The following is a 16363-nucleotide window of genomic DNA, read 5'->3' on the forward strand; positions in this document are numbered from 1 at the left end:
CCCGAGGTCCCGTCGGTTTCAGGGGGCTCTGGCTTGCCGCTTGCCCCGCCGTGGAGTGGGCGTCGACCTGGGTTCTGATTCTTGGACGGTGGTCCAGGTGCCGTCGGGCTGGGGGACCATCCGGTAGCCGTGCTAGTGAAGAAAGTGGTGGTGCCGGTGGCACAGCAGCACCAGGTTGTCGAGATCGGTGGGCCCTCCGTCGATCCAGTGCCAGACGTGGTGCGCATCGCAGCGTGACGGCGGTTCCCCGCAGCCGGGCCAGCGGCAGTGGCGGTCGCGTGCGACCAGCAATCGCCGCAATCGCAGCGGAACGGTGCGGCGGGAGCAGCCTGCGTCGGCTGACCCGCCTGGGCCGTCGAGGACCATGGGGATGATCTCCGCATCACAGGCCATGCGTCGCACGACCTCGGGCGGCAGTTCGACCCCGGCATCGGTCAGGCCCATCTCATCGGTTTGCCCTCGAAGCGCATTGAGACCGATCAGCACGCTGATCTGCGCTGGCGGCAGCTGTCGCCCAAACGTCAGGCCCTCGTCGTCGACCGCATTGGCCTCGGGAGCGTCGTTGTCAGGCTGCTCGCATTCGGCCGTGGTTCGCTCGGCCGAGCCATTGCGGGGCGTGGTGCGCCGGGAAGGGGGAGGATCGTCCCGCAGGTTGCTTCGGCTGCGGCGCCGGGATGGTGGCGGGTCGCCTGGCAGGTTGTCGCTGCGGGCACTGGCGCGGGCGTGCAGCCGGCGGACGGCCGCTGCATCGGCGTCGGTGTGGGTGAGGCCTGCCAGCGCATACGCGAGCACGTCGGCGTCTCGCTGGGCCGGGCTGCGCCGCCCGTTGCGTACTTGCTTATCGTCGATCCAGTACTCGCGGCACAGCGCCTCGAGCGCGGCCTCGACGTGAGCGCCGGTGTCGGGGTCGAACTTGGCCCACAGCCGCAGCATCCCCTCGTGATCTCGCCGCCACCCCGCGCCACGGGCCGCCCGCTGACGCTCGAATCGCTCTATCGGCGTCTCGACCGAATGCTCGGTCTCGGCGCGCTGCACCCGGCGGCGGGTGGCGTCGGTGTCTTCGCCGGCGGCGGCCGCGACCAGTTTGGCCCGCACCGGTTCGGGCACACGTGCGTCGCACAGCGTCTCGGCCTGTGCGGCGTTGATGTCGCCGTCTGACAGTGCCTCCAGCACGGTTTCGTGCTCGCGAGTCTTCTCCGCTGCACGAAGCATCCGGCGGGCGTCACGCTCGGACACCCCCGCCGCGTCGCGCAGCGACAGATGCGGGCTCGCATCGGGCGCCACACCCGACTCGTTCAGCACCTCGAGCGCGCTCAGCACCTCGGCCCGGTACCCAGCCAACCGATTCGTCAGCCGCTCGATGTCGCTCAGCACGCTCAACAGCTCATCCCGCTTGAGCCCCGCCAGCGCCGCAGCGCTCAACCGGATCAGTGACAGCGGACCGGACGGGTGAGGGGTGGCCAGGCCACCGCTGGCTCGTTGGACGCCGGTGGGACTGGCGTGGGTGACCGCAGCGCTGCGTTCGGTGTTGGGGTGGCTGGCATCAGCGCCGAGAGCGCTGGCGTCGTCGCTGCGCCTCGTCCCCGCAGAACCATCCCTCAACATGGGAACAACCGTACGAACGGGGTGTTACACGTATCGGGAAGCGTGCAGCCGCAGCGGAGTCGGAATGAGCCGCTGGCCGGTTCGACGCCTCCCGCTCGCCGCCGCCAGCATCGTGTCGTGAACGCCAGCTATCCCTGCGAGCAGGCCAATCCCGCCGGAGGCGTCGCTCCCTCCGCCTCCAACGGCGCCGAGGCGGCACCGCAGACGATCTCCGCCGGCCGTTCGCCGACGGACATCCGCCACAGCTCACCCAAGCCCGCCTCCGCCGCTGGGCACCAGGTCGATGATCCCGATCGACGGCCGCACACCCAATCGCAGCTGCGGGGCGTTGCCTCGCTCACGCCCCACGCCGGTCGACACATAGATCGGCGTGCCGTGCAGCTCATGCAGCCCGCCGGCCGCCACGTGCCGAGGCACGTTCGTCAGCGTCAGCGGCGGCCCCAGCAACGGCAAGGACACCTGCCCGCCGTGGGTGTGGCCCGCAATCACGAGATCGACGGGCGTCGCTCGCACCAACTCCACAGCATCCGGCTTGTGCCCGATCAGGATCCGCACCCTGCCCCGATCATCCCCGTCCGGCCCCACCAGCCGCGCCGCCATCCGCCGAGCCGCCGCATCGTCGCCGAACAGCGTCGTGCCGCCCACCCTCACCGGCACGCCCCGCACCTCGAACGTGTCGATCTCGTTGTCGAGCACCCGTGCGCCCGACCCCCCGACGATCCGCCGCAGCCCCGCCACGGTGTCGGTGTTGCCGCTCACCAGGTACACGTGCGGCACCTCCCCGACGATCCGCTCGATCAGCCGAGCAAACCCCGGCGCCCGCTCGGCGAACACAGCAGCGTCGAACTGGTACAGATCGCCGGGCAGCACCACCACATCAGGCCCGAACCCCAGCAGACGCTCCACCGCATCCCGCTCGTAGTCGCCGACGCCCGTGGTCTGCAGGTCGGCCAGCACGCCGATCCGGATCCGCTGATCGCCGCCGTCCACCCCGTCCACACCGCCGACCCCATCGACGCCGTCCAACGCCCCCACCGCCAGCATCGCCGGCACCGCCAGCTCCACCCGGTCCACCTTCAACCAGAACGGCTCCACATAGGTCGCATAGACGCCGACCGGCACGGCAGCCAGCGCCAGCACGCACACCACAGTGACCACCCAAGGCCGAGCCTGACCCCGGGTCCCCACCAGCACGATCCCGCCGGCCAGCGGCACCCCCACGGTCCCCACCACATAGGCCACATGGATCAGCGTGAACCCGTCCACCCCGGTGATGAGCAGCCCCCGGCAGCCAGCACCACCGTGCCCACGAATCCCACGCCCGCAGCACGTCCCACCACCCGCCAGCCGCCCACGCCGCCGCCCGCACGCAGCCACCGCACCGCCAAGCCGCCCGCAACAGCCCCCACCAGCACAGCCGCCGCAACGCAGTAGTAGTTCAGAAGCACCGGCCGCACCACCCCGCCTCAGCAGGGTGTCACAGTCGCGCCCGCGGGGCAGCTCGCGAGGCGGCTGCTTGACGCGACGTAAGGGCAGCGAGACCACGGCAACGGGCCGATTCTCCAAGTGATGCTTGTCGCGGCTTATGGGGCTTTTGTTCTGAAACCAAAAGCCCCATAAACCTTGCAAAGTCGCGAACTCGACTCCTCGAGCGACGCCGGCTGTGATCCTGATCGACGAATGGTTCAAGATGAGACGGTTTCCCGGCATCGTGTCTCGAGACGGGCCCACCGGGCGCCGTGCCGGGCTGGCCAGAGGACCCGACGTGTGGGAGATCGTGCGCGACCTCAAGCGGCACAGCGCCGAAGATGATCCGGTCAGTCTTGTCGCCGAGGAAACGGGCCTGGCATCCGAACTGATCGATCTGGCGGCCGACTACTACGCCACGTTCCCCGGTGAGATCGACGATCGCATCGCTGCCGACGCCCGGGCTGCCGAAGAATTACGGGCGCTCGCTGAACGCCGTGAACGTCGGCTCTCCCCGTGAAGGCGCTGATTGACGAGATGTACCCGCCGTCGACCATTGCCAATCCATCGCCACCCCCAGGCGTGCACTGGCCGTGAACCGATCAGCAGTCCGCAAATGACAGAGGCCCCTCACAAGGAGGGACCTCGGGTCCTGGACGACGAAGCGCGCAGGGTGTTATGCCTTGAGAGTACCGCCGAGCAAGATTCCGATTACACAGCGGGGCAAGCTGGCCACGGTTGGCAGGATGGTTGAACCATGACTCCTGACGTAAGCACTTTGGGACATCGCGTCGAAGTCGTGCGGTCTGACGAGTGGTGGGCGATAACGGTTCCGTCGCATCGGGGCGTCTTCTCCCAAGCGAGACACCTCGACGAGGTGCCGACAGCCGCTCGTGAGGCCATCGCCCTGATGCTCGACGTCGATCCCGCCGACGTGGGCCCGATCGACGTGCATGTGCAGCAACCTGGTGGGGCTGCGCCCGTGACCTAGACGGCGGGGTGGGTCATATCCGGGTCGCTATGGTGGCGGTCGACGGGAGGCGCGGAGCTCACCGCCTGCGCAGGGGAACCTGACCACTCGGCCCTGACTGACGCCTAGCGGTCGTTGCAGCTCCACGTGTTGCCGTAGATGTCATACGCCTCACAACTTGAGCGTCTCGCATCGGGTTCGCGATAGCGACACTCATGTACGAAGACGCCGCCCAGCCCCGGCCTGTAGCTGACGTTGCCGTCTCGTGTTGCGCACACGAGATCTCCAAGTTCGAGCTCCGCCTGAGGGTCGTGTGTCGGAAGATCCTTGACGGCTTCTTGAACTTCCTCGACTGCAGCGCGGGTGTCTTCGGTCACAGCAACGATTCGGTCCGTCTGCGACGTTGACACCACGAACAACGCCGCCCCTAGTCCAACGATGGCTGCCGCCTGCAAGGCGAGCAATGCGACAACCCAGCGAATCAGCTTCGGCGTCCAGTTCCCGTAGCCCGCTGTGCTCAAGGACGGAGCGTCATTGTCTTCTGGCGTTTCCATGTTCGAATTCATGCGCGCAGTATTGCCTGCACCGGCTCGCGGCTCCCAGATTGGGCTCGGTGTCGACGCGGGCTCTCGCGTAGCTGACGAACGCTGACGTGCGGGGGTCCCCGCCGCTTGTTTCGCCCCGAGCCTCATGCAGGCTGCGAGGGTCCCTGTCACCAGTGAAGGACGCGGGATTGCGCGCAGCGTGCGTCGGGGTCGCGCGGATCTCGTAGAGTCACCCGCCATCAGGCTCCTCGCACCGGCTCTCGCTTGCGCACACGACTCCAAAGCGCCTCTTCGCCTGCATCGCTGCGGCACGTCTCGACGTGCGCCGGCACCCCTCGTGTGCGCGCTGGCGCTTGCAGGGCAGGCCCAAGCATCCGATACTTGAGAGTGATGGGGGAAACGGCCGACATCGGCCGTCGGGTGCAGCAGCTGCGGATTGAAGCCGGAGCGCCGCTCGACGATGTGGCTAGCGCGCTCGGCTTGACAGCCGAGGAGTTGACTGCCATCGAGCGCGGCGCTCTCGACATCGGTGACGCCGAGCTCACGACCTTCGCCGATCTTGTCGGCGTCTCAGAGCTGGCGGTTCTGGAGCCGGACTCGTTGCTCGGCCGACTCGCTGTTGCCCCTCGCGTTGGGGACGCGACCGTGTCTGCACGAGAGGCGCACCGAAGGCTGATCGCGCTCGCGGAGATTCATCACGTGCTTCGCGACGGCGGCCACGAGGCTCAGCCGGCAGTTGCGAGCGTCCCGGAGGGCGACGACGGGCGGTGGTTGGATCGAGCGAATCAGTTGGCCGAATGGGCCGGCCAGCGCCTCGGTGATCTGACAAGCGGTCCGTCAGAAGCGGACCGATTTGCATCCCTCGCAACGGCAATTGAGTACCAGTTCGGCGTAGACGTCATGGTTGAGTCGTTGGGCGAAGACGGGCCGTTGGGAATGTCGCTGACAGACCCCGAGTTTCCCTTCATCCTCATCAACGCAGACGTGATTCGACCTCGAGCGATGTTCACGTTGGCCCACGAACTCGGCCATGTGCTCGCAGTGGATGGCTCTGAGATCAAGATCGACGAGGATCTGAGAGGCAACAACGACGAAGAACGGCTGGCAAATGCCTTCGCCGCAGCGTTGCTGATGCCTGAGCGGGGCATCAACTCGTTGATCGAGGAACACGGGCGCGACGCCAAGTGCTTGGCGATGATGATCCTGTCCTTCGGGGTGAGCTTCGAGTCGCTGATCTACAGGCTGCACAACTTGCAGGTCATCAACGCCGACGGGCGTGATGCGCTCAAGAACGCCGGACTTCACAGTCTGCTCCGAGCGCTCGGTGACACCGAGGAATCGGCAATGCTGCTGGCGGCCCGCGAGCGGCCGCCTCGAAAGCCGCCGCATCACCTCACCACCCGCTGCATCAGCGGAATCTGGGACGGCACCATCAGCGCAGCGCCGCTGGCAGGACTGCTCGATGTGGAGACCGACGAGCTCGTCGAGAAACTGAGCAAGGCGTGGGAGACGGCCGACGCCATCACCGAGGACTACTCGACGCCCAAGGACTCGCCCGACGTCGTGAGGCAGGCCTACGACGCCGACCCCGTAGCCGTATAGCGGTGACACAACCGAGGCGGCGTGGTGGACGACAGACCGGTACTGCACGACGCCGTCACGTTGCGTCATTTCTCGGCAGCGAACTGTCTCGACGTTCTCGAGGGCGTCCATGGGTCGCTGCCCGAGCCCAGAGTGGCGCCGGCAGTGCTTGATGAGATCAGTGCCGCGGCTGATGAGGGCGAGGCGCATTGCACGCAGATCCTGGCTGAATCGTGGCTCGGCGATCCTCCGGAACTCACACGTGACGAGCGAAAGCTCGTCAACAATCTGCGCATTGCCCTCTCCGACGGCCGACGACCGCCTCAGGGCCACCGAGGCGAAGCACAGAGCATCGTGCTCGCCGAGAAACACGACGGGATGCTCGCGACCGATGACAACGCGGCCTATCAGTTCGCGACCCGCCGTCCGGCACTCGGGCCCTCAAGGGTGATCGACACCGTCGAGATCCTCCGCAGCGCCGTCGAGCAGGACATCATCACGGCCCAGGATGCGGTCGACATCGCAGACGACATGGCAGCGGCGGATCGCTGGCTTCGGCCTGTGCACGCCGACAAGATTCGTGCCGACTACTTCGAGCCGGACTTCTGAGCAGCACCGAGAGGCCATGCATGACGTCGAACCGTGCCGACCGCCCTGCTTCTGCGGACTCCGCCGAGCTGTCGTGCCCGAAGTGCGGTGCGGCGATGGTGCGCCGGGTCGCCAAGCGGGGCGAGAACGCGGGGAGCCAGTTCTGGGGCTGTTCGACGTTCCCGAAGTGCAGGTCGATCGTGCCGATCGATGTACCAGCGCCCAAGGACCCTCCGACTGCTGACCGAAGCGATCAAGCGTGTCCATTCAGCAGCCCGCCTCCCGAACCGCAGAAGGGGCTGCTGCGCAAAGCCGTCGCAGCGATGGACGGCATCTGGCGCTGGAGTCTCGAAGCAGACGAGCCCGATGCGACGGACCGCTGGAATCCCAAGCATCGCCGCAAGGTGCTCGAGTACCTGCACATTCGTGACGGGGAGCGCTGCGGGCTGTGCGGCGGCACCATGAAGCTGAAAGGGGCCCAAGTCGAGCACGTGGTCCCAAAACGGTTCGCGGTGTTCGAGCTCACCGCCGAAGGGGAGGCACAGCAGGGCACGTACTACACGAGCGTGCTGCACGGCATGGAGAACCTCCAAGCAGCCCACCCGCGGTGCAACAAGTACAAGGGCAACACGCCCGATATCCGCAGATGGAGACACCCGAGCATGCCCCGGCTCGTCGTCGCCAAGGCCAATGACGGCCGGGTGCTGATGCTGCCGCCAATGGACGACGTATAGGAAGCCGGCCTCTGCGGTTCCGTTCGTCAGATGCCTTTCTGCCTGGCTTGTGGCATCCCGTGTCGAGCCTGCGGAAGGCGACCGGTCAGGTTGCTTGCATCACCTCGGCGCCATGTTCGCTGGAAGCGCTGTCTCGGGGATGCCGGGTATCTGGTCAGCGCCTACGCTTCGGCCTGCGTCCATGAGCCAGTGTCATTCGAAAGGGGATCGCTTGACATGGAATCCCGTGCTGCCGGACTGTTCGACACCTCGTTCTCGGACCCTGAGCTCAGCGGCCGAGCGTTGTGCGAGGCGCTGATTCGAGCGGACAGCGAGGCTGAGGTCGAGGCGGTTCTCAAGGAAGCTGGCTACTGGGATGACATCGAGGCCTGGGATGTGTTCGGCGGCAATCCGGCGAACGCTTCGGTTATCGGCGGCCAGCAGGAAGCCCCAGAGGCCGCTCTTGTCGAGAAGATCGTCAACTCCATCGATGCTCGACTGCTGGATGCGTGTCAACAGCGAGATCTCGATCCCCGGTCGATTGACGGCATGCCGTCGAGCGGGCTGGAGGCTGTGTCGTCATGGTTCGACCACGGCATGAACACCAGCCAGGTGTCCCGGGCAGGGAATGTCGTGGCGTGGGCCCCGGGCAAGCGCGAAGAGCAAGCTGACCGGATCACTGTCGCCGCAACCGGTCCCACTGACGGCTACGCCAGTATTTCGATCGCCGACGACGGAGAGGGCCAGGAGCCCGGCGACTTCGCCGCGACGTTCTGCTCGCTGAACACTGGCAACAAGCGCTCCATCCCGTTCGTCCAGGGCAAGCACACCATGGGCGGGACCGGAGCACTGCGATTCTGCGGCGCCGGGCGAGTGCATGCCCACAATCTGCAGCTCGTCGTCTCACGGCGTAATCCGGCATACGCGTCGACAGGCGATCGAACCCCGTGGGGATTTACGGTGGTCCGGCGGTTCCCGGAACAGGACAACGAAAAGACCCCGACGTTCCGATTCTTGGCGCCCAACGGGTCCGTGCTTCGCTTTGAGGCTGACGAGCTGGCGATCTTCCCTCAGGTGCCTGCCGAGCGTCGCCGAGCGGAGCCGTATGCGCGGGCGGCCCGCTGGGGCACCCTCACGAAGCTGTACGAGTACATCAGGGCCACCTATATCACTCGGTCAGCGACGGACACGAAGGGAAGGAATCGTCTGTCACTCTTGAGACAGCTTGAGCTGCGCATGCCCAACGCGATGCTGCCGGTGAAGCTCTACGAATGCCGACCGTTCCGACGGGTAGCAGATCAGCACCCGACGATGGTGCTCACCGGCATCATGGGACGCCTCCACAATCTCCGCAATCCGTCGGAGTCGCTGGAATGGGACGGAACACCGAAGTCGCTTGAGTTCCGAGTCGACGGGCAGCTGATCAAGGTCGCCGTGTGGGCATTCAAGAAGCCGGCAGGTTCATGGCGAGGGTCGCATGGCGTGCTGTTCACGCTCAACGGACAGACGCATGCCACCCTCCCCGACTCGTTCTTCGACCGGGCCGACGTCGAGATGAACCCGCTGCGCAAGTCGCTGCTGGTCGTGGTCGACTGCTCTGCGATCAGCAGCACCCACGAGAGCGCCCTGATGATGACGAGCAGGGATCGACTCGCGGATTCCCTGTTCGCAAGGCAGATCAAGGACAGGCTCGCCAAGGACCTGAACGAGCATCCGGCATTGAGAACGCTGCGCAACCAGCGCTCCCGCTACCCGGGCGCAACAGACGAGCAGGCGCGCCGCACCGTTCAGGAGCTGCTGGACACGCTGATACGGGAGAACCCTGACCTGGGCAGGCTGCTGATCGATGGCACCGAGATCTCGAATCCACACAGGCCGTTCGCACACGCAGAAGACAGACCCGAACTCCGCCAGTTCCCGACGTTCTTCCGTCTGAGGGGTGCCAGAGACGGCCACCGTCGGCGAGACGCGCACCTCGGGCTCGACTATCTCCGGTTCGTGTTCGAGACGGACGCCAAGGACGACTACTTCGATCGAGTCGACGCGCCGGGCGTGAGATGCCTCGACATGGAGATCGACGATGGCTCGTGGCAGAACGCCGATCATCTCGTGGATGGCTGGCATCTCAGCGGGGGCGTGGCCGAGATGAGACTCCGGCTACCGGATACCGCGGCAGCCGGAGACGTGCTCAACTTCAAGTTCACCGTCGTCGACGACAACCACGAGACCCCCGATTTCGTCAGCACGATCGAACTCGTCATCCAACCTCCCAGAGAATCCAGCGAGCCTCCCGAGACGCCTCGCCAACCGCGGCAGCGACCGCCGAAGGGCGACGCGCCGGAAATCAGGGAGGTCCGCGAAGAAGACTGGGACCGGCAGGTGCCCGAACCCTTCGACGGCGACACGGCTCTGCGCAGAATCGACAGCGGAAACGGCGTCTACGAGCTCAGGTACAACGCCGACAACAAGTGGCTCCGCAAAGAGATCTCGCGTTCGAAAGCGAGCGAGGACCAGGCTGCCGACCTCCGTCACCAGTTCGGCGTGGTCATGGCGGCTCTCGGGCTCGCCGTTATGGGAGCACATCAACGAACGGCCAACGGCCAGTCCGAACACGAAGATCCCGCCGAGAACGGCAAGCCCGAGATGAGCATCAACGAGCTCATCGAGTGGTGCACATCAGCGGCAGCCCCAGTCGTCGCGTCGATCCACAGCCTCACAACCGCATCGCTGAGCGCCGACGACAGCGAGTAGCAGCCTGAGCAGATGGGTTGCCGCCGGAACAAGCGGCAAGGGTCCGCCTGACCGCGCATGTCGAAACTGGCCGAATCGGTCAGCCCCGTCGAACGGCACGACACGGTTATTCCGTCGTCACGAAGATCGAGGGCGGTGCATACTGGGGGCATGTCGCGACGGGCCCGCCGCATCAGACACGCAGCTCCCAGTGTCGGCGAGTTGATGGCCGACATCTGGGACGAGCATCGCAGCTTCTTCGCCGTGTACCGAACGGCGCCGGACTCGTGGAGGCAGGCCGGGCGGGACGTTCGGGCTGTGGCTGAGGAAGTCGAGGCCCACTTGGGTTCGGCTGTTGAACGCTACGCCGCAGATCACTCGATCCCTGCCAGGTGAGCGAAGAACTCGAGCCTGACGAGGCACAGGAGCCTGATCAGGTAATCGACCCCCAATCGAAGCCTGATCACGTCCACAGTTCGCGCCGTCTCGAACTGAGTTTCCACGAAGGCCCGCTGCCGACCCCGGAGGCGTACGCGGCCTACATCGAAGCCAACCCCGATGCTGGCCACGAGATCATCGAAATGGCCAAGGCGGCACAGACGCATCAGCACCGCATGGGCGAACGCCGCCTCGATGCCGTCATCCTCGTCATCAAGGGCGGCCTCGCCGCCCTGAACATCGCCGTGGCTGGCGTGCTCGTCTTGGCGGTTGTGCTAGCAGTCAACGGAGAACCAGTCTGGGGTGTGACCATTGGTCTGGGCGATGTGCTTATCGCGGCTCTACTGAACGCTCGCGCGCTATGGGAACGAAAGAGGGGATCGGAGGACCCGCCCGAGTGAGTTCTTGGAGTTCATCTCGGTTTGTTCGATTCGAACGGAAAGGCTCGGTTCGCTGTGAGTGACAGCGCGGCCCGGGCACCGATTCAACCCGTCGAGCGCGTTGCGCTGCCGACGTTCTGGGACGGCGTGGCGCAGGCGTTCGACATTCAGGGTCAGCACCCGCCCTCGTGGCTATGGTGACGGTCGACGGGAGGCGCGGAGCCCACCGCCTGCGCAGGGGAACCTGAGCACTCGGCCCTGAGCCGACTTCAGGCGGACCGGCCTCCCGTTCAGCGCGCCAAGTGCGTTGCCGTCTGGCCGGCGGTGCGCCTATCGTGGTATCCGACAACCCCGAGGGGTCGCTCTTGAGCGGCTTCCGGGGTTCAGTCGTTCTTGGACGGTCCGGCTGCTGGTGAACGTTGTGCCAGCCTCAGCCGGGGAGGTTGGGTATCGACGCCGCCGCTGGGATCGCCCACGAGGCGTAGTACCAGACCAGTGCTGGCGTTGAGGCCAATGCGATCACCACGACGGACCGTCGTCGAGTCAGGAAGGCCAGCCCGAGAATTGCGGCGATCGTCAGTGCGATCACACCCCATCCCGCCACGTACCGCTTCTCGCATGGAGCGTCCCAGTCGAAGCCGCAGAACGCACTCACGAAGATCCAGCCGCCAAGAAATCACATCAAGGCCAGCGATCCGAACATCCAGGCCAGCAGGTCCATGACGGCCCGAGTGCGTTTGCCGATCTGCGCAGCGGGCTGTCGAGGCGCCGGAACCGGAATCGACCGAGTCTCACGGCGTCTGGTGCCGGCGGCGCGCGGTCGCTTCTTCGCCGCTGTGCCCGTCGGAGCGACAGGCGCCTCGTCAGTTCTTGCGGCCATGGCTTCCATGATGGCGAGGAGGCGTGACATTGCGGGCGCAATCTCCGACAGCGGCTCCGAGACTCGGCAGCTTTGGGCGATGGGAAATGTCAAGAACTTCGGCCGAATGCGGGCCGAATCATCGAGAAAAACGCCTAATCAGACCTTGTTTCGGCACGCCCACACGGACAAGCTCGCAGCATTGACAAGTGCCGTTATCGCTCATTGAGCCCGCAGAGTAGCAACGCTGCCGAGGGCCATCCGAAGCCAAGCCGCCTCGTGTGAATCAGGCCGTCTGAGGCGACTCGCGGGAGTTCCGCAGGTGGTTGTAGAACTGCGCCACTGCACCCCGGTCGGCGGTCTCGTTGCGGGTGTAGCGGGCAGGCATCATCGGGGAACGCCACCGTCCCGCGGTCATCAGGCTGGGCAGCTCGACGCCGACACGCGCAAGGTCCTGGGCCATGCCGACACGCGGCGAGTGGCCGCTGAAGCCGTCGCCCAGCCCGGCGGCGAGGGCCGCCTGCTTGATCCGCAGCGAAATCTGATTGGGGCTGAGCTCGAACACCCGGAGCTCCGCCGGGGCGCCATTGCGGATCGACGCCAGGGCCGCCATGGTCTGCGGCGACACGAACTGCACCGAGCCTTCGCCGTCGAGGTCGGTCTTCGAGCGCCTGATCAGCAGCCGCCCGCTGCCGTCGGGCACCGTCTCGATGTCGCTCCAGACCAGCGCCGCGCATTCGGAGACTCGGAGCATCGCGTCGCGCATCAGACTCACGAGAGCGATGTCGACGCTGCCTCGCCTCGCCGCGGTGCGTGCGCTCTCTTGCCTGCCGCTCTTTCCGACACGCCGCTGGCGGGCGGTGGCTGCGATGGCGTCGAGCCGCTCCGCAGTGAGGCCGTTCGCCTGCTTCTGAGCCTTGCCGGCCACCCGGGTCGCCCCCCTGAGGGTGCGCTTGACGTCGCGATGGCTGCACGGGCTGGGGAGGTCGCACCTGCTGTGCACGTAGGCGATTGCAGCGGCGGCGACGCGCAGCGTGGCCGGCTTGTGCCCGTGCTGCTCGAAGCGCTCGGCCAGGTAGGCGGCGACATGCTCGGGCGTGGCGGGGAGTGCCGGGATTCTCCGCTCGTCGGCCCAGGCCACGAAGCTGCGCCATTGGCTTCGGTAGCTGCGGATCGTGTTGTGAGTGACCTCGTGGCGCTGCAGCCCGTTCAGGTTCTGCGCATCGGGCTCGGTGAGCAGGACGGCTTCGACCGACGACTCCGGCGCGCCCGCGGCCACGACTTCCGAGCCGGAGGCCCGCTGACGGGGCTTTGTCACAGCCCTATAGCGCAAGCGCACTCTCGTCGTCGGCACCGCCCGCGGCACACGGGATTCGCACGGTCATTCATGGCCATATGAAGGGCAGAAGTTAGGGGATAACGGCACTTACCCACGACATACGCCGCACGGGGCGCCCAGCTCTGGTTGACCGGGATGTCCGACGCCCCGGAAGTCGAAGCCACCGACGCCGAGTTCGACCCATCCGTCGACCCGGTGCTGTGTTCGCCGTTCGAGGAACCCCGGCAGCACTGGTCGCTTGACCGCACCGGCCGAGCCCGAACGGGCTTCGCCCCGGACGACGGGCGGCGGCCGTCGATGCTCATCAACCCGGTACCGGCCGACGAGAAGTCAGGTGCGCTGCAGCTCGCGCTCAACGACGTGCAGCTCAATGATCTGATCAACGACATCCGCGGCAAGGTCTCGACGTGGCGAGCCGGCGGTTACCAAGGCGCAACATCGGTGACCGTGCGGCTGCTGGAGCACTGGGCCGACGAGCGGGGCTGCAAGTTGCGGCCGTTCTTCGCCCAGCGCGAAGCCATCGAGACCCTCGTGTGGCTGCGCGAGGTCGCTACACGCCAGACACCCGAACGCCGGGAACTGGAGACCCTGTCGCGTCAGCACAACGACGAGATCGTCCGCCACGCGGTGAAGATGGCAACCGGCACCGGCAAGACGGTCGTGATGGGAATGCTGATCGCCTGGCAAACCCTCAATGCCGCACGCACCACCCGCCGGCGCAATCTCATGCACGGCGAACGATTCCTCGTGCTCACCCCCGGCCTCACAGTGCGCAACCGTCTCGCCGAACTCAAGCCGTCCAGCCGACCCAACGTCTACGACGACATGGGAATGGTGCCTCGCGACCTGCGCCCGGTGCTCAACCGTGCCCGGGTCGAAATCATGAACTTCCAGGCGTTCAACCGCCAGAACCTCAACACGTTGGGCTTCCCCCGCAGCGGGTCGAAAGGCGGCCGCGCGCATCGCGACCTGATCGGGAAGCCAGAGGGAGACGATCACCTCGAGAGCTACGAACAGTCCGCCCAGCGGGTGCTCAAATCGCTGCTGACAGCCAACGCATACGGCAATCTCGTCGTGCTCAACGACGAGGCGCACCACTGCTACCTGCCCAAGTCGAAGGCCAAGCGCAACGCCGAGGACAAGAAGGAAGACAAGCGCGCTGCGGTGTGGTTCAACGTGCTGCGCAGCCTGCGAGACATGGGCCAGCTCGGCCAAGCGAACCAGTACGGGCAGGCCTCGGTCGTCTACGACTTCTCGGCCACGCCCATGTGGATCGACACCTCGGGACGGGCCACGCCCGAACCGTTCCAATGGGTCGCATCCGACTTCGGCCTCATGGATGCGATCGAGTCCGGGCTGACCAAGGTGCCACGAGTGCCCGTCGACGACGACTCGATCCAGGAGCGGACCGTCTGGCGCAACCTCTACGAGGCGACCGACAAGAAGAAGATTCCGAGGCCTAGCGAGGACGGCCCGGCCGCAGTCATCCCCGCGCCGCTGAGCAACGCGCTCAACGCCCAGTACGACGACTACAAGGATCACTTGGCGCTGTGGTCTCGGGTGCGGCCCGAGACAGCGCCGGTGATCATCGTGGTGGCGAACACCATCGACAACGCCAACGCCCTGTACGAGCACATCGCCGGCTGGGAGGACAGCGACGGCATCCTGCACGAGGGCACCTACCCGGAACTCTCCAATGTCGTGCAGGGACAGTGGACGGACGATCTGCGCACCATCGTCGTGCACTCCAATCTCGACGACAGCAGCGATCTGCCGGCCAAGGCGGCGAAGCTGATCAAGGCTCAGGGGCAGCGTCTCAACGAGCGGCGCGGACGCTCCAAGGACGCGCTCGAGACAGTGCGAGAGGTCCTGAACACGGTCGGCAAGGAGGGATGGCCAGGCGCCCGGGTGCGATGTGTGATCTCGGTGGGGATGCTCACCGAAGGCTGGGATGCCCGCAACGTGTCGCACATCGTCGGCTACCGGGCCTTCTCGACGCAGTTGCTGTGCGAGCAGGTCACGGGCCGTGCGCTGCGCCGCACGTCCTACGAGGACTTCCGACACGACAGCAAGGGAAGGCTGCGCCCCGAGTACGCCGAAGTGGTCGGTATCCCGTTCGAGTTCATGCCTTCGCGCGGCGGCAACACCGTCAACCCTCCGCCGCGCCCGGTCACCCGTGTGCACACAGTGTCGGGGCGCGAGAAGTACCGGATCGTGTGGCCGCAAGTGCGTGAGTACCGGCGGGTCACGCCGAGCCTCAAGCTTGAATTCGACGAGTCCAAGTCCCGGGCGTGGAAGATGAAGCCGCAGACGGGCGCATCGGAGACCATTCTCAAGCCCCATGTCGGCGAGGAGAAGATCCTGCATGCCAGCGGGCGGCGCGGCGAGGCCGAATTCAGGATCGCTCAGGACATCGTGGCGGAGTTCCGCAGCAGCTCCGACGACGACACCGACGGCACGAGCCTGTCGCTGTTCAGATCGGCCAGACGAATCGTCGGCGAGTGGCTCACGCTCGACTACGTCGATTGCGACGATCCCGCCGTGCTGCTCGTGGAAGAGGATCAGCGGCGCGACGCGGTGCTCACGATCCTTCATGCATGCACCAGCGAACGAGGCCACGAGCATCAGCGAGTAGCAGTGCTCGACAGCCCGCCGCGTCTCGACACCAGCGATATCGACTTCGACACGACGCTGCATCACATTCACGAGACGCAGCTCAGCGAGCTTTCGCACGCCGCATGCCACTCGAATCTTGAGAAGCGGGTCGCAGAGGTCCTCGACACGCACAAGCAGGTCGAGGCGTGGGCACGCAACTTCCAGACGGGCTGGTCGGTGCCGTACTTCTTCAACGGTTCATGGCGACGCTACGAACCTGACTTCATTGCCCGTCTCGCCGACGGCACCAACCTGATCGTCGAATGCAAGGGCGTCCGCGACGACAAGGCGATCACCGCGGAGAAGTACGTGCTGGAGCACTGGATCCCCTGCGTCGCTGGCACCGTGGCGCTGCCCGATGCGCTGCGCCGCTGGGCCTTCATCGAGATTCAGGACGCCAACTTCGCCCGGCATCAGATCGAGCGAGCCGTCGGCGCCGTAACCGGTGACGGGCTCGCTCTGGCGGCTACCGGCTGAGAATCCGAGGAGCACC

17 protein-coding genes are annotated in these 16363 nt (G+C 66.1%); 10 read left to right on the top strand and 7 right to left on the bottom strand.

The genetic code is table 11. The annotated features are described in order from the left end of the window. Positions 1-132 precede the first annotated feature (132 nt). The 3 genes from ACOGW9_RS12040 to ACOGW9_RS12050 form a co-directional block, all read right to left on the bottom strand. Entirely contained in the window at positions 133-1605 is a 1473-nt protein-coding gene (locus ACOGW9_RS12040; protein WP_419911539.1) for an HNH endonuclease signature motif containing protein, read from the bottom strand. A 246-nt stretch (positions 1606-1851) separates the two neighbouring features. Next, positions 1852-2871, bottom strand: coding sequence for a metallophosphoesterase (locus ACOGW9_RS12045; RefSeq protein ID WP_419911541.1), 1020 nt, complete (start codon positions 2869-2871; stop codon positions 1852-1854). After that, positions 2853-3062, bottom strand: coding sequence for a hypothetical protein (locus ACOGW9_RS12050; RefSeq protein ID WP_419911543.1), 210 nt, complete (start codon positions 3060-3062; stop codon positions 2853-2855). Before ACOGW9_RS12050 ends, ACOGW9_RS12045 begins: the two co-directional genes overlap by 19 nt. A gap of 206 nt (positions 3063-3268) precedes the next feature. Between ACOGW9_RS12050 and ACOGW9_RS12055 the strand changes: the two genes are divergently transcribed. Together ACOGW9_RS12055 and ACOGW9_RS12060 are read left to right on the top strand one after the other, a co-directional pair. Next, positions 3269-3592 (top strand): CopG family transcriptional regulator, encoded by a 324-nt coding sequence (locus tag ACOGW9_RS12055; protein ID WP_419911545.1) that lies wholly within the window; start codon positions 3269-3271, stop codon positions 3590-3592. Positions 3593-3829: 237 nt separating this feature from the next. Beyond that, positions 3830-4063 (top strand): type II toxin-antitoxin system HicB family antitoxin, encoded by a 234-nt coding sequence (locus ACOGW9_RS12060; RefSeq protein ID WP_419911548.1) that lies wholly within the window; start codon positions 3830-3832, stop codon positions 4061-4063. A 104-nt stretch (positions 4064-4167) separates the two neighbouring features. Here the strand turns inward: ACOGW9_RS12060 and ACOGW9_RS12065 are convergent, their stop codons facing one another. Then, on the bottom strand, positions 4168-4608 hold the full coding sequence (locus ACOGW9_RS12065) for a hypothetical protein (RefSeq protein ID WP_419911550.1): 441 nt from the start codon (positions 4606-4608) through the stop codon (positions 4168-4170). Positions 4609-4977: 369 nt separating this feature from the next. On the opposite strand from ACOGW9_RS12065, the gene ACOGW9_RS12070 reads away from it, so the two are divergent. The 7 genes from ACOGW9_RS12070 (at position 4978) to ACOGW9_RS12100 (ending at position 11218) form a co-directional block, all read left to right on the top strand. Continuing rightward, on the top strand, positions 4978-6189 hold the full coding sequence (locus ACOGW9_RS12070) for an XRE family transcriptional regulator (protein ID WP_419911552.1): 1212 nt from the start codon (positions 4978-4980) through the stop codon (positions 6187-6189). Between the two features lie 24 nt (positions 6190-6213). Further along, complete coding sequence (locus tag ACOGW9_RS12075; RefSeq protein ID WP_419911554.1) at positions 6214-6777, top strand: hypothetical protein; 564 nt, start codon at positions 6214-6216, stop codon at positions 6775-6777. 20 nt (positions 6778-6797) lie between these two features. Further along, positions 6798-7490 (top strand): topoisomerase DNA-binding C4 zinc finger domain-containing protein, encoded by a 693-nt coding sequence (locus ACOGW9_RS12080; RefSeq protein ID WP_419911556.1) that lies wholly within the window; start codon positions 6798-6800, stop codon positions 7488-7490. Positions 7491-7706: 216 nt separating this feature from the next. Then, the gene (locus ACOGW9_RS12085) at positions 7707-10220 is read left to right on the top strand and encodes a hypothetical protein (RefSeq protein WP_419911558.1); all 2514 of its coding nucleotides are present in this window, start codon (positions 7707-7709) and stop codon (positions 10218-10220) included. Between the two features lie 150 nt (positions 10221-10370). Then, positions 10371-10595, top strand: a complete 225-nt coding sequence (locus ACOGW9_RS12090; protein ID WP_419911560.1) for a hypothetical protein — start codon at positions 10371-10373, stop codon at positions 10593-10595. Beyond that, positions 10592-11038 carry a DUF2335 domain-containing protein gene (locus tag ACOGW9_RS12095; protein ID WP_419911562.1) on the top strand — a complete coding sequence of 149 codons (447 nt, stop codon included), beginning with the start codon at positions 10592-10594 and terminating at the stop codon, positions 11036-11038. The genes ACOGW9_RS12090 and ACOGW9_RS12095 overlap by 4 nt, the downstream gene beginning before the upstream one ends. Positions 11039-11092: 54 nt before the next feature. Next, on the top strand, positions 11093-11218 hold the full coding sequence (locus tag ACOGW9_RS12100) for a hypothetical protein (RefSeq protein ID WP_419911564.1): 126 nt from the start codon (positions 11093-11095) through the stop codon (positions 11216-11218). A 229-nt stretch (positions 11219-11447) separates the two neighbouring features. On the opposite strand, the gene ACOGW9_RS12105 is transcribed toward ACOGW9_RS12100, so the two are convergent. The 3 genes from ACOGW9_RS12105 to ACOGW9_RS12115 form a co-directional block, all read right to left on the bottom strand. Continuing rightward, on the bottom strand, positions 11448-11672 hold the full coding sequence (locus tag ACOGW9_RS12105; RefSeq protein ID WP_419911565.1) for a hypothetical protein: 225 nt from the start codon (positions 11670-11672) through the stop codon (positions 11448-11450). 21 nt (positions 11673-11693) lie between these two features. Continuing rightward, positions 11694-11897: a hypothetical protein gene (locus ACOGW9_RS12110; protein ID WP_419911567.1), complete on the bottom strand. Its 204-nt coding sequence runs from the start codon at positions 11895-11897 to the stop codon at positions 11694-11696. A gap of 265 nt (positions 11898-12162) precedes the next feature. Then, the gene (locus ACOGW9_RS12115) at positions 12163-13194 is read right to left on the bottom strand and encodes a tyrosine-type recombinase/integrase (RefSeq protein WP_419911569.1); all 1032 of its coding nucleotides are present in this window, start codon (positions 13192-13194) and stop codon (positions 12163-12165) included. Positions 13195-13350: 156 nt separating this feature from the next. Here ACOGW9_RS12115 and ACOGW9_RS12120 point away from each other — a divergent pair, with 156 nt between their 5' ends. Next, positions 13351-16347, top strand: coding sequence for a DEAD/DEAH box helicase family protein (locus ACOGW9_RS12120; protein ID WP_419911571.1), 2997 nt, complete (start codon positions 13351-13353; stop codon positions 16345-16347). The last annotated feature ends 16 nt before the right edge of the window (positions 16348-16363 follow it).

The organism is Candidatus Poriferisodalis sp., from assembly GCF_965203655.1.
GTDB lineage: Bacteria > Actinomycetota > Acidimicrobiia > Acidimicrobiales > Poriferisodalaceae > Poriferisodalis.

Bases quoted from the DNA above. Each gene is read 5' to 3' on its own strand.
- ACOGW9_RS12070 (WP_419911552.1), top strand. From the start codon at position 4,978: ATGGGGGAAACGGCCGACATCGGCCGTCGGGTGCAGCAGCTGCGGATT.
- ACOGW9_RS12065 (WP_419911550.1), bottom strand. From the start codon at position 4,608: ATGAATTCGAACATGGAAACGCCAGAAGACAATGACGCTCCGTCCTTG.
- ACOGW9_RS12080 (WP_419911556.1), top strand. From the start codon at position 6,798: ATGACGTCGAACCGTGCCGACCGCCCTGCTTCTGCGGACTCCGCCGAG.
- ACOGW9_RS12040 (WP_419911539.1), bottom strand. From the start codon at position 1,605: ATGTTGAGGGATGGTTCTGCGGGGACGAGGCGCAGCGACGACGCCAGC.
- ACOGW9_RS12085 (WP_419911558.1), top strand. From the start codon at position 7,707: ATGGAATCCCGTGCTGCCGGACTGTTCGACACCTCGTTCTCGGACCCT.
- ACOGW9_RS12090 (WP_419911560.1), top strand. From the start codon at position 10,371: ATGTCGCGACGGGCCCGCCGCATCAGACACGCAGCTCCCAGTGTCGGC.
- ACOGW9_RS12110 (WP_419911567.1), bottom strand. From the start codon at position 11,897: ATGGCCGCAAGAACTGACGAGGCGCCTGTCGCTCCGACGGGCACAGCG.
- ACOGW9_RS12120 (WP_419911571.1), top strand. From the start codon at position 13,351: ATGTCCGACGCCCCGGAAGTCGAAGCCACCGACGCCGAGTTCGACCCA.
- ACOGW9_RS12060 (WP_419911548.1), top strand. From the start codon at position 3,830: ATGACTCCTGACGTAAGCACTTTGGGACATCGCGTCGAAGTCGTGCGG.